The organism is Variovorax sp. GW821-FHT09D07 (assembly GCF_059416345.1).
The window spans coordinates 676,190-689,437 of record NZ_JBWKOY010000003.1 but is presented as its reverse complement, the minus strand read 5'-3'; the positions used below and the strand labels follow the sequence as shown (position 1 = coordinate 689,437).

Sequence of the window (13,248 nt, the reverse complement as noted above, 5' to 3'; positions counted from 1 at the left end):
GTATAGAAAACACAAACCAAATGGAGAACAAAAATTTCTCACCCTCTCTTGTCTATGAGAAGGAGAGAAACAAGAGAGCTTCATTGTTCATTTTTTCTTTCTCTCCAGTATCAGAACGCTAGAGCTCTCAGCCGCCGCAGAAACTACCAGTCTCTACTAGTAGCAGTTGCTGAAGTGCAGTTCAGTCTCGGATAAGCACAAGGGAAGCGATCCTCTCGCAACGGTCCTTGATGAGGCCGTTGGAGAAGAATCATCGAAACGGGAAATATGCGCGTCCCGATACTTGCCTCGCAAGCAACTATCTTCTGCCACAACCCCCATTTATCCGCAAAGGTAACCGCAAGACACTCCTCCTCATCCCACAAGGAGTGCTCTCATGCCAATCGCCTTACTCGCGCTGACCCTCAGCGCCTTCGCCATCGGAACGACCGAGTTCGTCATCGTTGGCCTCATTCCCACCGTCGCTGCCGACCTCGGCATCGGCCTTCCCTCGGCGGGCCTCTTGGTCAGCCTCTATGCGCTGGGCGTTGCCATTGGCGCGCCGGTGCTCACGGCCCTCACGGGCAAGCTGCCGCGCAAGGCGCTGCTGCTCGGGCTGATGGCGCTGTTCACGGTCGGCAACCTGCTGGCGTGGCAGGCGCCCAGCTATGAATCGCTGATTGCCGCCCGCGTGCTCACGGGGCTGGCGCACGGGGTGTTCTTCTCGATCGGCTCGACCATTGCCACCGGCCTGGTGCCGAAGGAAAAGGCGGCGAGCGCCATCGCGATCATGTTCACGGGCCTCACGGTGGCGCTGGTCACGGGCGTGCCGCTGGGCACGTTCATCGGGCAGCACTTCGGCTGGCGCGAGACCTTCCTGGCGGTGTCGGCGCTGGGCGTGATCGCCTTCGTGGGCAGCTGGATCTTCGTGCCGGGCAACATCCGCCACACGCCGCCGGCCTCGCTGGCGCAACAGGCCAAGGTGCTGGCCGAGCCGCGCCTGCTGCTGGTGTATGCCAAGACGGCCATCGGCTACGGCGGCTCATTCATTCCGTTCACGTTCCTGGCGCCGATCCTCACCGACGTGTCGGGCTTCAGCGCCGGCGCGGTGGGCTGGGTGATGCTGGTGTACGGCATCTCGGTGGCGGTGGGCAACATCTGGGGCGGCAAGCTGGCCGACCGCATGGGCCCGATTCCGGCACTGAAGATCATCTTTGCGCTGCTGGCAGCCGTGCTGCTGGTCTTCAACTTCGCGGCGCCGCACAAGTGGCTGGCGCTGGTGGCGGTGCTGATGTGGGGCGCGGTGGCGTTCGGCAACGTGCCGGGGCTGCAGGTGTACGTGGTGAAGCAGGCCGAACGCTTCACGCCGCAGGCGGTGGACGTGGCCTCGGGCCTGAACATCGCGGCCTTCAACCTGGGCATTGCCGGCGCGGCCTGGGCCGGCGGCTTGATCGTGACGCACCTCGGGCTGATGCACACGCCCTGGATCGGCGCGCTGGTGGTGCTGGTGTCGCTGGCGCTCACGCAGTGGAGCGGCTCGCTCGACCGCCGTGCCGGCATTCCGGTGCGCGCCTCGGGGCCGGTGCCGGTCGGGCACTGAGCTTTCCTCTTCTCTTCTTTTTCTTTCTTTGAACACAAGGCACACACACGCCATGACCACGAACAACAACCCTCCCATTCCCGCCTTCGGCCTCGGCACCTTCCGCCTGCAGGGCCAGGTGGTGATCGACTCGGTGCAGAACGGCCTCGACCTGGGCTACCGCACGATCGACACGGCGCAGATCTACGGCAACGAAGCCGAAGTGGGCCAGGCGATTGCCGAAAGCGGCGTGGCCCGCAGCGAGCTCTTCATCACCACCAAGATCTGGACCGACCACTACGCGAAAGACAAGCTGGTGCCCAGCCTGAAAGACAGCCTCGCCAAGCTGCGCACAGACCATGTGGACCTGACGCTGATCCACTGGCCCTCGCCCGCCAACGCGGTGCCGGTGGCGGAGTTCATGGGCGCGCTGGCCGAGGCCAAGGCGCTGGGGCTCACGAAGCAGATCGGCGTGTCGAACTTCAACATCGCGCTGATGCAGGAGGCCATTGCCGCCGTGGGCGCGCCGGCCATCGCCACGAACCAGATCGAGCTGCACCCCTACCTGCAGAACCGCAAGGTGGCGGCCTTCGCGCAGAGCCAGGGCATCCGCATCACGTCGTACATGACGCTGGCCTACGGCAAGGTGCTGAACGACCCGGTGATCGGCGCCATTGCCACGGCGCACGGCGCCACGCCCGCGCAGGTGGTGCTGGCCTGGGCGATGCAACTGGGCTACGCGGTGATTCCGTCGTCGACCAAGCGCGCGAACCTCGAAAGCAACCTGAAGGCACAGCAACTGACGCTGACCGAGGCCGAGATGGCGCAGATCGCCGCGCTCGACCGGGGCGAGCGGCTGACCGATCCGCAAGGGCTGTCGCCGGCGTGGGATTGAAGCGCTGGCACCGGGCGTAGCGCCGCGCGGCAGAATGCAGTGACCCCTCGGGGCGCCCTCATGGGCGCCCTTTTTCTTCTGCTTCTTTTCGCTTGCCAGCCATGACCGACCTCCACACCCGCATCTCCGACAGCTTCAACGCACAGGGCCTGATGGCCACGCTCGGCGCGCGGCTGGTGCATGTGGGCGACGGCGAGGTGCACATCGAGATGCCGTTTTCAAAAGCGCTGTCGCAGCAGCGCGGCTATGTGCATGCGGGCGCGGTGACGAGCATCGTCGACAGCGCCTGCGGCTACGCGGGGCTCACGAAGGCGCCGCAGGGCTGCGACGTGGTGACGGCGGAGTTCAAGATCAACTTCATGCGGCCCGCACTGGGCGAGCGCTTCCTGGCGGTGGGCCGGGTGCAAAGCTCGGGCAAGCTGCTCGCGGTGTGCACGGGCGAAGTGCGTGCCTTCGCGAAGGCGGGCGACACGGACTACAAGGTGGTGGCGATGATGCAGGCGACCATCGTGAACGTGCCGCAGTGAGCGAACGGCACAACGCTTCGCGCGGCTAGCAGCGCGGCGTGGCGTTGACTTCGCTGGGCTGTTCTTGTTGCTGTTGCTGCTTCTGCTGCTCGGCGATCACCGCGCGGCACAGGGCCTGCAGTTCGGCCGCGACGATGTCAGGCGCCTTGCGCAGTTCGGCAATGTCGCGCTCGCCGACGCAGTGGCCTTCGAGGCGCACGTAGATGCGACTGAAGTTGCCCCCGAGCGCGCGGGCAATGTCGCGCAGGCAATCGGCCACGCTGGCAAAGCCGGTGTGGCTGTACGAGCTGGGCGGGATCACGCCCTTGGAGCGCGGCGCGCGCACGGAATACAGGTACGACGCGCCTTCAGACCGCAGCTCCACCACGGGCTGCAGACCGCGCTGAACCTCGCCGTTGCCTTGCTTTCCTTGCATGGGGCGGAGTGTAAATCTGGCGAAGGCAGAATCTGTCGACCAGGCCGAAGGCCGCTTCGCAAGGGGTGGCTCTTCTTCATTCTTGTCACGGCGACGCGCTCACATTGCATCCGCCATTCACACTTTGATTCATGGCCAATCGCTCCTACCTCTACAGCCTCACCAACCGGCCCGCGGCGTACACGGACCGGCCCGAAACCATCTCGGGCCTGTCCGAATGGAACTACGACATTCCGTTCATGTACCGGCTGCTGATGTCGGGCGATCCGCAGTTGTGCGCGTCGCTGATCTCCGACGGGCTCGACAGCGACGAGGGGGATGAGAAGGTCCGGCTGTACGCGATCAGCGGTCGCTTCGAGCCGGGCTTTGCGCGGGTGAAGCGGCTCATCGACATCATGCGGTTCCTGGCGGCGCAGGCGCCGGTGCCTGCACCCGCTGCGGCGCCCGTCGTGGCCGCGCCGAAGGCCACGTCGTTCGTCGACCGGCTCAAGGGCTGGTTCTCGCCGTCCGCCGCACCGAAGGCACCGCCTGCGACTGCCGCGCGCGCAGCGGCCACACCCGCCACGGGCTCGACGCAGCTGCCGGGCTGGCTGGACGAGACCCTGGCTTTTCTCGAAGCCCACCGCAACGAGCACCTGCTGCTGGAGACGGTCGAGCTCGACACCATGACCGAATCGGAAGAGGCCCCGCTGCGGGCCTGCGTGGAGAAGGAGCTTGCCCGCTGCCAGCAGGCCGGCGCCGCGCTCGATGCGCTGCCGCAAGACATCGCGGCAGCGGCGCAGGTGCTGCGCGAAGCCGGTGCGACAAAGCAGGCGGCCCCGCTCGATGCGTTCTTCGGGCTGCGCTTCGACGACGACTGCGACAGCACGCGCAGCCGCGCCACGGAATATCCGCTGGGGCTGCAGTGGTACGACGTGCTGTATTTCGGCCTGCTCAACCGTGCCGAGTTCGAAGCGGCCACGCGCGGCGACGCGGCAGCTGCCGCGTAGCGCTTGCTTCAGTCGCCGCGCCGCGGCTCGGCCCACGCCGAGAGGATGCGCACGGCCTCGGCGTCCATCTTCTGTTCGGCCGGCTGCGCACGCACGGCCAGCGGTGCGCCGGCTTCGGTGCGCAGCACGTCGACGTCGATGGGGTGGCGCGCCGCCACGGTCACGCCTTGGAAGGCTTCGCCCGACTGCGCGAGCGTGGCCGCGTAGTACAGCTGGCCGATGCCCGCGATGTGCATGGCCGCCACGCACATGGCGCAGGGCTCGCACGAGGTGTAGAGCTCGCAGCCCGACAGGTCGACGGTGCCCAGCCGGCGGCAGGCATCGCGAATGGCCTCGACCTCGCCGTGCGAGGTGGGGTCGTGGTGCGCGACGGAATGGTTGAAGCCCTCGCCCACCACCTCGCCGTTCTTGACGACGACCGCGCCGAAGGGCTCGGTGCCGGGCTCCTGGAGCGCCCGGGCCGAAAGGGCCAGGGCGCGCTGCATGAAGTGTTCGTTGTACATGGGTCGGATCTCCTGGGTGCTCAGAAGGTGTGAATGAATCCGGCGTGGCCGAGCAGCCCGCCCAGGCGCGTCCCCTCAAGGCGCAAAGCGCAGCCATAGCTTGGGCTATGGCGAGCATTTGCAACGCCGAGGGGGCGCGTCTGGGCGGGATGAGCGGACATGGCGGGTTCGTTCACACCTTCTCAAGCCTTGCGGGCCTGCTCGATGGGGGACGGCGCGGATGCAGTCTGCGCGCCGAACAGGCCAGCCGTGGCACTCGCGTAGCGGCGCGGGTCGAAGCGCAGCACGGCGGGCAGCAGCAGCACGGTGACGGCGGCCAGGTAGGCCCAGGCCATGGTGAAGCCGCCGGTCTGCTCGCGCACCCAGCCGGTCACGAAGGGCGCGAGCGCCGCGATCATGAAGCCCACGCCCTGCATGAAGCCGGCGAGCGCGCCGGCTTGCGCGGGGTCGGGCCGGTGGTCGAGCGCGAGCACCATGCACAGCGAGAACGCACCACCCAGGCCGGCGCCGAGCACGACGGCAATGACGGCCGCCGGCACGGGCAGCGCAAGCCCGAGCGCCGCAAAGCCCGCCAGTTGCGCCAGCAGCGCGCCGACCAGCCAGCGCCGCAGGTCGCGCTGGCCGCCGCGCCGCGCGAGCGCCGGCAGGGTGAGCGCGCCGACGACCTGCGCCAGCGTCATGAGCGCGAGCACGGCGCCGCCCTGCTGCGCCGTCCAGCCGCGCTCGGCATGGAAGTAATGCGGCAGCCACGCGACAAGGCTGGTGTAGCCGCCGTTGATGAGGCCGAAGCACAGCGCCAGCAGCCACGCGCGGCGGTGGCCGAAGCAGCGCAGCCAGGCGCGGTCGAGCGACGGATCGGCGGTGCGCACGGATGACGACGCGGACGGCAGCTGCCGCGCACCGCGCAGCCAGGCCGCCAGCGCCACCACCGCGAGCACCGCCCACATGGCGAGGCCAGCGTGCCAGTCGAGTTGCGCCTCGCCGCCCACGGCGCGCGCGAGCCACGGGCTGGCCATGGCGCCGAGCCCGCCGCCGCCCATGATGGCGGCCGAGTAGAGCCCGGTCATGAGACCGAGCCGCGCGGGGTAGGCCTGCTTGACCACGCCGGGCATGAGCGCCTGCACCAGCCCCACGCCCGCGCCCGCGAGCGCGGCGCTCCACAGCAGCGCCGCGGCGCCGCCCGCCACGTAGCGGCCGGCGCAGGCCAGCGCGATGGCGCCGAGCCCGAGCGCGATGCCACCGCGCGCGCCGAGGCGCTGGCCCACGGCCGCGCCCGACAGCGACACGGCGCCCATCGCGAACATCGGCAGCACGGTGAGCAGCGCGACGGCGTGAAAGCCGATGCCGGTGGCGGCGCGGATCGGTTCGAGCAAGGGGCTGCTCGACGTGAGAAAGGCGCGCAGGTTGAGCGCCACCAGCACCACCACGCAGGCGAAGAAGACCGGGCCCGCGCCGGTGCGCGGGTTGTCGGATGCAGGGCGTGCGGCGCGGCTCACGCGGGCACGGCGCCGGGCACGAGCGTGCCGTGGCGCGCGACCACGCGGCCGCCCGACACCACGAGCTTGCGCACGGGGCGGCTCACCACGGCCTGCGCGGGCGTTTGCGCGTCGACCAGCACGAGGTCGGCGCGGCAACCCACGTCGAGCCCGTAGGCCGCGAAGCCGCAGCCGCGCGCGCCGGAATGGGTGACGGTGTCGAGCGCCACTTCGAGCTCGTCGTCGCGGCGCAGGTTGTAGCGCAGGCCGATGAGCATGGCGCGCTCGAGCATGTCGGGGTTGCCGTAGGGCGACCAGGTGTCGCGGATGCCGTCGTTGCCGCCCAGCACAGTGACGCCGGCGGCGCGGCACGCCATGAGCGGCGGCACGTTGCGCGAGGCCGGCGCGCTGGTGACGAGCACCACGCCGAGCTTCGCCATGCGCGCGAGCAGGACGTCGCGCTCGCGTTCGCTCACGTCGCCCAGGCAGAAGCCGTGGCTGATCGCGACCTGGCCCTGCATGCCGAGCGCCTCGGTGCGCTGCAGGATCAGCTCGAGCGAGAAGGCGCCCATGGCGCCGGGCTCGTGCAGGTGGATGTCGACGGGGCGCTGGTGCTTGTGGGCGATGCCGAAGAGCACGTCGAGCGACTTCACGGGGTCGCCGTCGATGGCGCAGGGGTCGAGGCCGCCGAGCACGTCGGCGCCCAGGGCCAGCGACTGGTCGAGCAGCTCGGCCGTGCCGGCGCGCCCGAGCAGGCCCGACTGCGGAAAGGCGACGACCTGGATCTGCTGCACCTCGCGCAACGTCTCGCGCGTGCGCAGCGTGCCTTCGAGGTGGCGCAGGCCGGCCTGGGTGTCGACGTCGACGTGCGTGCGCAGGCGCGTGGTGCCGAGCGCGAGAAAGGCCTTGGCCAGCACCAGCGACTGCGCGGCGGCGTCGTGTCCGCTGGCGTGGCGGAAGGCGCGCTCGTTCTCGATCTTGTCGGTGAGGTTCGTGCCGACCTCGTTGCGGTACCAGTCCATGCCCCACATGGTCTTGTCGAGGTGGGTGTGGCCTTCGACGAGGCCGGGCAGCAGCAAGGCGCCCTCGCCTTCTTCGACGGTGGCGCCGGCCGGCGCGGCCAGCGCCGCGCCGATCTCGGCAATGCGGCCGTCGTGCACACGCACATCGACAGGAGACGCACCCAGGGGGCGCACGTTGCGGATCAGGAGCTGGGTCATTCGGTTTCGTTCGTGGGTCAGAGACAAGAGAAGACCGGTCAGGCGGGTTGCGCCGCCACGGTGCGCGGCAGCATGCGCGGCGTGACGAGCGCCACCGCCACGAAGACCAGCGCGTTGACCGCCAGCGCCACCAGCCCGGTGTTGAGCGACTTGAAGACCACGGGCGCCGCCGGGAACAGCGTGCCGAGGTTCGCGCCGGTGGTCATCGTGAAGGCCAGCACCGCACCGCCCGCGAGGATGCCCGCAAAGGCGGCGTGCTTGCTGCCGAAGGGTTTCTTCATGAGGCTGAACAGCAGCGAGGGCAGCAGCTGCGTGAGCAGGCTCGACGCGAAGATGGCCACGGCCACGATGGTGGTGCCGCCGCGCAGCACGAAGTACACGGCCACCAGCGCGAACACGGGCAGCACGCCGCGCGCCACGCGCGAGACCTGCTTGTCGGTGGCGTGGGGCGCGAAGCCTTCCTTGTAGACGTTCTTGCCGATCACGGTGGAAGCGGTGAGCAGGATCATCGAGCCCGGCACCAGCGCGGTGAGCACGCCCGTGCCGCCGATCACGCCCACGAACCACGGGTCGAAGGTGTGCTTCACGAGGCCAAACAACGCCAGGTCGACCTCGGAGCCCTTGAGCCCCGGCACCTGCAGGATGGCCGCGAAGCCCACCAGGAACAGGAAGGCGATGACCACCTGGTACAGCGGCATCAGGATGGTGTTGCGGCGCACCGCGCTCGCGCTGCGCGCGGCATACACCGAGGTCAGGTTGAACGGGTACAGGTAGTAGCCCAGCGCCGTGAGCAGGATGGTCGAGTTGTACCAGGTGAGGTTCAGGCCCTCTTTCGGCAACTCGAAGAAGCTGGGGTTGGCCGCGTGGATGGCGCTGAACATCGGCGTGACGCCGCCGTAGTAGTGCCAGGGCAGGTACACGCCCAGGAACACGGCGAGCACGAGGATCAGGATGTCCTTCACGATGGCGATGCTGGCCGAGCCGTGGATGCCCGAGAACAGGATGTAGCTGACCATCACCAGCGTGCCGATCCAGATCGCCACCTGCGGCGCGATGGAGCCGTACGAGGCCTCCGACACGATGATGCCCAGCCCGCGCAGCTGGATGGTGAGCAGCGCCACCATGCCCATGAGCGCCACGACGGACACCAGCACGCCGAGCGGGCGGCTGTCGTACTTGTGGGCGAAGAAGTCGGAGAACGACACCAGCTTGTGCGCGGTGGCGTAGCGCCAGATGGCCGGCAGCATCCAGAAGGCCATGAGGTAGGCCAGGCCGCCGTAGGCCAGGATGTAGAAGGCCGGCGAGCCCTTGCTGTACGACCAGCCGCTGGCGCCCAGGAAGGTGAAGGTCGAGAACGACTCGCCCGCCATGAGCAGGAACACCATGATCGTGCCCAGCCCGCGCCCGCCCAGCGCCCATTGCTCCAGGCTCATGGTGCGCCCGCGCCGCGCGAGCACGGCCAGGCCGAGGGCGCCGGCCACGAAGAGCGCGATCACGCCGAGTGCGGCGTTCATCGCGCGTCTCCTGCAGCCTGCGCGTCTTGCGCGTCGAGGTCGCCTTCGGCGCGGTCGATCACCACCATGACCAGCGAGGTCAGCACCAGCCAGCTCACGTTCCAGACCATCAGGAAGGGCATGCCGAGCACGAAGGTGGGCGCGACGGACGACAGCCATCCCCCGCTGAAGAAGGCGGCGACCGGCAGCAGGGCCAGCCATTTGGCGAGTTTCATGGGATGTCTCTGTGTGTTCGGATGGTTGGAAATTAGATCTTCTTTTGGTTAACCATTTTATATATTTTGGTTAACCAAACGGCGCGAATGGTACGGAGCCCGGCGGGCCGCGTCAATCCGGGGGCTTTCCCGGAGGTGGCGGGGTGCAGGCAATAATCCGCAGGCCCATGCCTGCCGCCACCCGCCGATCCGCCGCGCCCGCCCCTTCGACCGAACCCATCGAGTCCGCTGACGACGCGAACGTGGACGAGCGCGTCTACGCCGCCGTGTCCAAGGCGCTGCTCAGCGGCAAGCTGCGCCCCGGCACGCCGCTGCGCGAGCGCGCGCTGGCCGAGGCGCTGGGCTGCACGCGCGGCGCGGTGCGCAAGGTGCTGGCGCGGCTGGGCTCCGAGAAGCGGCTGGTGCTGGAGCACAACCGCGGCGCCTTCGTGCCCAACCCGTCGATCGACGACATGCGCGGCATCTACCGCGCGCGCCGCATCGTGGAGGCCGGGCTGGTCGCCACGCTGTTCGGCCGGCTGGCGCGCGAGCAGGTGGCCACACTGCGCAAGCACGTGCAGGCGGAGCAGAAGGCGTTCAAGGAAGGCCGGCGCGAGGACGCGATCCGCCTGGCGGGCGACTTCCACCTGCTGCTGGCGCAGATGGCGGGCAGCGACGAGCTGCTGTCGTACATCCGCCGGTTGATCTCGAACACCGAGCTGTACAAGGCGCTGTACGACTCGGCCGAGGCCGCGAGTTGCGCGCCGCGCGAGCATGAACAGATCATCGAAGCGCTCATGGGCGACTCGCTCGACGCCGCGCTGGCCGTGGCGCTGGAACACCTGGACGAGCTGGAGCAGCGCGTGATCGCGGGCGCGGCGGCGGAGCAGGAAGTCGACCTGGCGGCGCTGCTGAACGGCGCTGCGCCGGCGCGAAGCCACGGGCACGATCACTGAGGCTTCGCGCCCACATTTCGCCCACATTTCGTCCACGAGCGAAGTGTCGAGGGGCCGGTCTCGCGAAGATCGGCGCACCATGCCAACGACCTCGCTCGCCGCCTCAGTCCGACCCCACGCCCCTGCCCTCGAATGGGCGCTGCTCGCGGTGCTCGCGACCTGCTGGGGTGCCTCGTACACCTTCATCAAGATCGGCGTGGCGACGATCCCGCCGGTCACGCTGATCGCGGCACGCACCCTGATCGCGGGGTTGCTGCTGCTCGCGGTGCTGCGCCTGCGCGACGTGCGCTTGCCCAAAGACGGCGCGACGTGGCGGCGCTTCGTGCTGCAGGCTTGTCTGAACAGCGTGCTGCCGTTCACGCTGATCGCGTGGGCCGAACGCAGCGTGGATGCGGGGCTGGCGACCATCCTCAACTCGACCTCGCCGATCTTCATCTTCCTGCTGGGGTGGGGCCTGGGCGGGGCGGGAAAGCCCACGCTGCAGCGGCTCTTCGGCGTGGGGGCGGGGCTGGCGGGCATCTGCCTGATCGTGGGCTTCGAGGCCCTGCAGGGGCTGGGGCATTCGCTGCTGGCACAGCTGGCGCTGGTGGTGGCCGCCGTCTGCTACGGCTGCGCCGCGATGTTCGGCCGCGTGTTCAAGGGCCTGGACCCGATGGTGCCCGCGGCCGGCTCGCTGCTGAGCGGCGCGGCCCTGCTCGTGCCCGCGAGCCTGGCGATCGACAGGCCCTGGACGCTCGCCCCCTCCGCCGCCTCGATGCTCGCCGTGCTGGCGCTGGCGGTGCTGTCCACGGCGCTGGCCTTCACGATCTACTTCCGGCTGATCAAAACGCTGGGGCCGATGTCGACCTCGGCGCAGGCCTACCTGCGCGTGCCCATCGGCGTGACGATCGGGGTGGTGTGCCTGGGCGAGACACTGGCGCCCACGGCGTGGGTCGGGCTGGCCTGCGTGGTGGTGGGCGTGGTCGCGATGACGATGCCCGACACACAACTTTTGCGCCGGGGCCTTCGTTTTTTACGCGGCTTTTAGACCCGCGCTTCTACGCTGCCGGCTCCTCCATCCGTTAGCGAATTCTTTCGATGAAACACCTCCTTCGCACCGCCTTGCCGGTGCTCGTTCTTCCCACCCTGTTCGCCCTGCCGATGCTCGCCAACGCGCAGCTCACGGGCAACGTGGCGCTGACCACGAACTACAAGTTCCGCGGCCAGGACCAGGACATGCTGGGCAAGAACGATTACGCCAAGACCCGCGGCTTCAAGCCCGCCGTGCAGGGCGGCTTCGACTACGCCTTCGGCGACAGCGGCTTCTACATCGGCAACTGGAACTCCAGCGTCAACTGGCTCAAGGGCAACAGCCTCGAGAGCGACCTCTACGGCGGCTACAAGTTCAAGGCCGGCCCGCTCGACATGGACGTCGGCGCCCTCACCTACCTGTACCCGGGCAATTCGACGGGCAACACGACGGAGCTGTACGCCAGCGCGGGCTACACCGACGCCACGCTCGGTTCGTTCACGCTGAAGTACTCGCACACGGTGTCGAAGGACTACTTCGGTTATGCCGGCGCCAAGACCGGCTCGGGCCGCACGGGCCGCAACACCGGCTACCTGAACCTGGCCTACAGCAAGGAGATCGTGCCCAAGGTCACGCTGAAGGCGGCCGTGGGCTACACGAACATGTCGAGCGACATCCGCAGCCTGGGCTACAGGAGCTACGTGGACTACAACGTCGGCGCCACGTACGACTTCGGCAGCGGCCTCACGCTCACGGGCTCGGTGCAGGGCGCGAACAAGAAGAGTTCGTACGTTTCCGTGGCCAACCCGGGCTACGACTACGGTTTCGGCACCGTCGGCCAGACGACCTACTCGCCGAACAAGGCGCGCTTCATCCTCACGCTGACGAAGACGCTCTGATCAATCGATGCTGATGTTCGCCGCCTTGGCGACTTCGGCCCACTTCACGCGGTTGGCGTGCACGGTCTTCTTGAACTGCGCGGGCGACTCGATGCGCACGGTGTTGCCCTGGCTCTCGAAGCGCTCGCGGATCTCGGGCTGCTCGAGCACGGTCTTCACGGCGGCGTTGAGCTTGTCGACGATGTGCGCGTCGGTGCCCTTGGGCGCGAAGATGCCGAACCAGATGGCGCTGTCGAAGCCCTTGGTGCCCGGCAGGCCGCTGGAGGCGATGGTCGGCACTTCCTTCACGGCCGGCACCGCCGTGGCGGTGGTCACGCCCAGCAGGCGCACCTTGCCGGCCTTGTAGTGCGGCAGCACGGTCTGCACCTGGTTCATGATGCAGCAGGTCTCGCCGCGCACCACCGAGGTGATGGCCTCGGGGCCGCCCTTGTAGGGCACGTGGACCATGTTCAGGCCCAGGCGCGAGTTGAACTCGGCAAAGGCCATGTGCGTGCCCGCGCCGTTGCCGGTGGAGGCGTAGTTGTACTTGCCGGGGTTGGCCTTCACCAGCTCGACGAACTCCTTGAGCGTGCGCACGTTGATCACGTCGGGGTTGATGGTGAGCACGTTCGACACGTCGAGCACGGGCGCCACGGGCACGAAGTCGGCCTCCACGTCGAAGGGCAGCTTCTTGTAGAGCGCGGCATTGCTGCCGTGCGTGGCGGCGGTGCCGAACGAGAGCGTGTAGCCGTCGGGCTTGGCATGGGCGACGTACTCGCTGGCGATGTTGCCGGCGGCGCCCGACTTGTAGTCGATGATCACGGGCTTGCCGAGCTGGCGCGACAGCGGCTCCTGGATGGCGCGGGCGACCACGTCGACGCCCGAGCCGGCCGGGAAGCCCATGATCAGTGTGACGGGTTGTTGCGGCCAGTCGGGCTGGGCCAGCGCCAGGGTCGATGCGGCAGCGGTGCAGAGCAAGGCGCCAGCGGCCAGCAGGGCGCGACGCGGGAAGGGAGAATGGGCCATGTCGGTCTTTCTTCGAGGCGGACGGTGCAGGCGCCGATTGTGGCGCGCGGCTGATATCTGTTTGCACATGTGCTTATGCACCGCGCCCC

Annotated in this window: 14 protein-coding genes; 7 read left to right on the top strand and 7 right to left on the bottom strand. The window is 68.5% G+C overall.

Annotated elements, in window-relative coordinates:
- Positions 1-376 precede the first annotated feature (376 nt).
- From AC07OX_RS14655 to AC07OX_RS14645, 3 genes are all read left to right on the top strand, one after another.
- Positions 377-1,579 carry an MFS transporter gene (locus AC07OX_RS14655; protein WP_062474273.1) on the top strand — a complete coding sequence of 401 codons (1,203 nt, stop codon included), beginning with the start codon at positions 377-379 and terminating at the stop codon, positions 1,577-1,579.
- Between the two features lie 52 nt (positions 1,580-1,631).
- On the top strand, positions 1,632-2,453 hold the full coding sequence (gene dkgB / locus AC07OX_RS14650) for a 2,5-didehydrogluconate reductase DkgB (RefSeq protein ID WP_495261891.1): 822 nt from the start codon (positions 1,632-1,634) through the stop codon (positions 2,451-2,453).
- 101 nt (positions 2,454-2,554) lie between these two features.
- The gene (locus AC07OX_RS14645; protein WP_070060148.1) at positions 2,555-2,980 is read left to right on the top strand and encodes a PaaI family thioesterase; all 426 of its coding nucleotides are present in this window, start codon (positions 2,555-2,557) and stop codon (positions 2,978-2,980) included.
- 25 nt (positions 2,981-3,005) lie between these two features.
- On the opposite strand, the gene AC07OX_RS14640 is transcribed toward AC07OX_RS14645, so the two are convergent.
- Positions 3,006-3,395 (bottom strand): hypothetical protein, encoded by a 390-nt coding sequence (locus tag AC07OX_RS14640; RefSeq protein WP_495261890.1) that lies wholly within the window; start codon positions 3,393-3,395, stop codon positions 3,006-3,008.
- 131 nt (positions 3,396-3,526) lie between these two features.
- Between AC07OX_RS14640 and AC07OX_RS14635 the strand changes: the two genes are divergently transcribed.
- Positions 3,527-4,384, top strand: a complete 858-nt coding sequence (locus AC07OX_RS14635) for a DUF7822 domain-containing protein (protein ID WP_495261889.1) — start codon at positions 3,527-3,529, stop codon at positions 4,382-4,384.
- Positions 4,385-4,392: 8 nt separating this feature from the next.
- Here the strand turns inward: AC07OX_RS14635 and AC07OX_RS14630 are convergent, their stop codons facing one another.
- The 5 genes from AC07OX_RS14630 to AC07OX_RS14610 all read right to left on the bottom strand — a co-directional run bounded on the left by AC07OX_RS14630 (position 4,393) and on the right by AC07OX_RS14610 (position 9,311).
- Complete coding sequence (locus AC07OX_RS14630; protein WP_495261888.1) at positions 4,393-4,887, bottom strand: nucleoside deaminase; 495 nt, start codon at positions 4,885-4,887, stop codon at positions 4,393-4,395.
- Between the two features lie 182 nt (positions 4,888-5,069).
- Entirely contained in the window at positions 5,070-6,383 is a 1,314-nt protein-coding gene (locus AC07OX_RS14625; RefSeq protein ID WP_495261887.1) for a cyanate transporter, read from the bottom strand.
- Positions 6,380-7,582, bottom strand: a complete 1,203-nt coding sequence (locus AC07OX_RS14620) for an amidohydrolase family protein (RefSeq protein WP_495261886.1) — start codon at positions 7,580-7,582, stop codon at positions 6,380-6,382. The genes AC07OX_RS14625 and AC07OX_RS14620 overlap by 4 nt, the downstream gene beginning before the upstream one ends.
- Before the next feature lie 38 nt (positions 7,583-7,620).
- A complete protein-coding gene (locus tag AC07OX_RS14615) occupies positions 7,621-9,096 on the bottom strand; it encodes a sodium:solute symporter family protein (RefSeq protein WP_495261885.1) in 1,476 nt (491 codons plus the stop codon).
- Positions 9,093-9,311 carry a DUF3311 domain-containing protein gene (locus AC07OX_RS14610; protein ID WP_095743584.1) on the bottom strand — a complete coding sequence of 73 codons (219 nt, stop codon included), beginning with the start codon at positions 9,309-9,311 and terminating at the stop codon, positions 9,093-9,095. The genes AC07OX_RS14615 and AC07OX_RS14610 overlap by 4 nt, the downstream gene beginning before the upstream one ends.
- A 167-nt stretch (positions 9,312-9,478) precedes the next feature.
- On the opposite strand from AC07OX_RS14610, the gene AC07OX_RS14605 reads away from it, so the two are divergent.
- The 3 genes from AC07OX_RS14605 to AC07OX_RS14595 all read left to right on the top strand — a co-directional run bounded on the left by AC07OX_RS14605 (position 9,479) and on the right by AC07OX_RS14595 (position 12,154).
- Positions 9,479-10,246: a GntR family transcriptional regulator gene (locus AC07OX_RS14605; RefSeq protein WP_495261884.1), complete on the top strand. Its 768-nt coding sequence runs from the start codon at positions 9,479-9,481 to the stop codon at positions 10,244-10,246.
- A 79-nt stretch (positions 10,247-10,325) separates the two neighbouring features.
- The gene (locus AC07OX_RS14600) at positions 10,326-11,273 is read left to right on the top strand and encodes a DMT family transporter (protein ID WP_495261883.1); all 948 of its coding nucleotides are present in this window, start codon (positions 10,326-10,328) and stop codon (positions 11,271-11,273) included.
- Between the two features lie 50 nt (positions 11,274-11,323).
- Positions 11,324-12,154, top strand: a complete 831-nt coding sequence (locus AC07OX_RS14595; protein WP_495261882.1) for a TorF family putative porin — start codon at positions 11,324-11,326, stop codon at positions 12,152-12,154.
- On the opposite strand, the gene AC07OX_RS14590 is transcribed toward AC07OX_RS14595, so the two are convergent.
- Positions 12,155-13,159 carry a Bug family tripartite tricarboxylate transporter substrate binding protein gene (locus AC07OX_RS14590; RefSeq protein WP_095743580.1) on the bottom strand — a complete coding sequence of 335 codons (1,005 nt, stop codon included), beginning with the start codon at positions 13,157-13,159 and terminating at the stop codon, positions 12,155-12,157.
- Between the last annotated feature and the right edge of the window lie 89 nt (positions 13,160-13,248).

What these genes read in the sequence shown, in the direction of transcription:
- AC07OX_RS14655 (WP_062474273.1), top strand. Translation starts at nt 377, where the DNA reads ATGCCAATCGCCTTACTCGCGCTGACCCTCAGCGCCTTCGCCATCGGA.
- dkgB (WP_495261891.1), top strand. Translation starts at nt 1,632, where the DNA reads ATGACCACGAACAACAACCCTCCCATTCCCGCCTTCGGCCTCGGCACC.
- AC07OX_RS14645 (WP_070060148.1), top strand. Translation starts at nt 2,555, where the DNA reads ATGACCGACCTCCACACCCGCATCTCCGACAGCTTCAACGCACAGGGC.
- AC07OX_RS14640 (WP_495261890.1), bottom strand. Translation starts at nt 3,395, where the DNA reads ATGCAAGGAAAGCAAGGCAACGGCGAGGTTCAGCGCGGTCTGCAGCCC.
- AC07OX_RS14635 (WP_495261889.1), top strand. Translation starts at nt 3,527, where the DNA reads ATGGCCAATCGCTCCTACCTCTACAGCCTCACCAACCGGCCCGCGGCG.
- AC07OX_RS14630 (WP_495261888.1), bottom strand. Translation starts at nt 4,887, where the DNA reads ATGTACAACGAACACTTCATGCAGCGCGCCCTGGCCCTTTCGGCCCGG.
- AC07OX_RS14620 (WP_495261886.1), bottom strand. Translation starts at nt 7,582, where the DNA reads ATGACCCAGCTCCTGATCCGCAACGTGCGCCCCCTGGGTGCGTCTCCT.
- AC07OX_RS14615 (WP_495261885.1), bottom strand. Translation starts at nt 9,096, where the DNA reads ATGAACGCCGCACTCGGCGTGATCGCGCTCTTCGTGGCCGGCGCCCTC.
- AC07OX_RS14610 (WP_095743584.1), bottom strand. Translation starts at nt 9,311, where the DNA reads ATGAAACTCGCCAAATGGCTGGCCCTGCTGCCGGTCGCCGCCTTCTTC.
- AC07OX_RS14605 (WP_495261884.1), top strand. Translation starts at nt 9,479, where the DNA reads ATGCCTGCCGCCACCCGCCGATCCGCCGCGCCCGCCCCTTCGACCGAA.
- AC07OX_RS14600 (WP_495261883.1), top strand. Translation starts at nt 10,326, where the DNA reads ATGCCAACGACCTCGCTCGCCGCCTCAGTCCGACCCCACGCCCCTGCC.
- AC07OX_RS14595 (WP_495261882.1), top strand. Translation starts at nt 11,324, where the DNA reads ATGAAACACCTCCTTCGCACCGCCTTGCCGGTGCTCGTTCTTCCCACC.
- AC07OX_RS14590 (WP_095743580.1), bottom strand. Translation starts at nt 13,159, where the DNA reads ATGGCCCATTCTCCCTTCCCGCGTCGCGCCCTGCTGGCCGCTGGCGCC.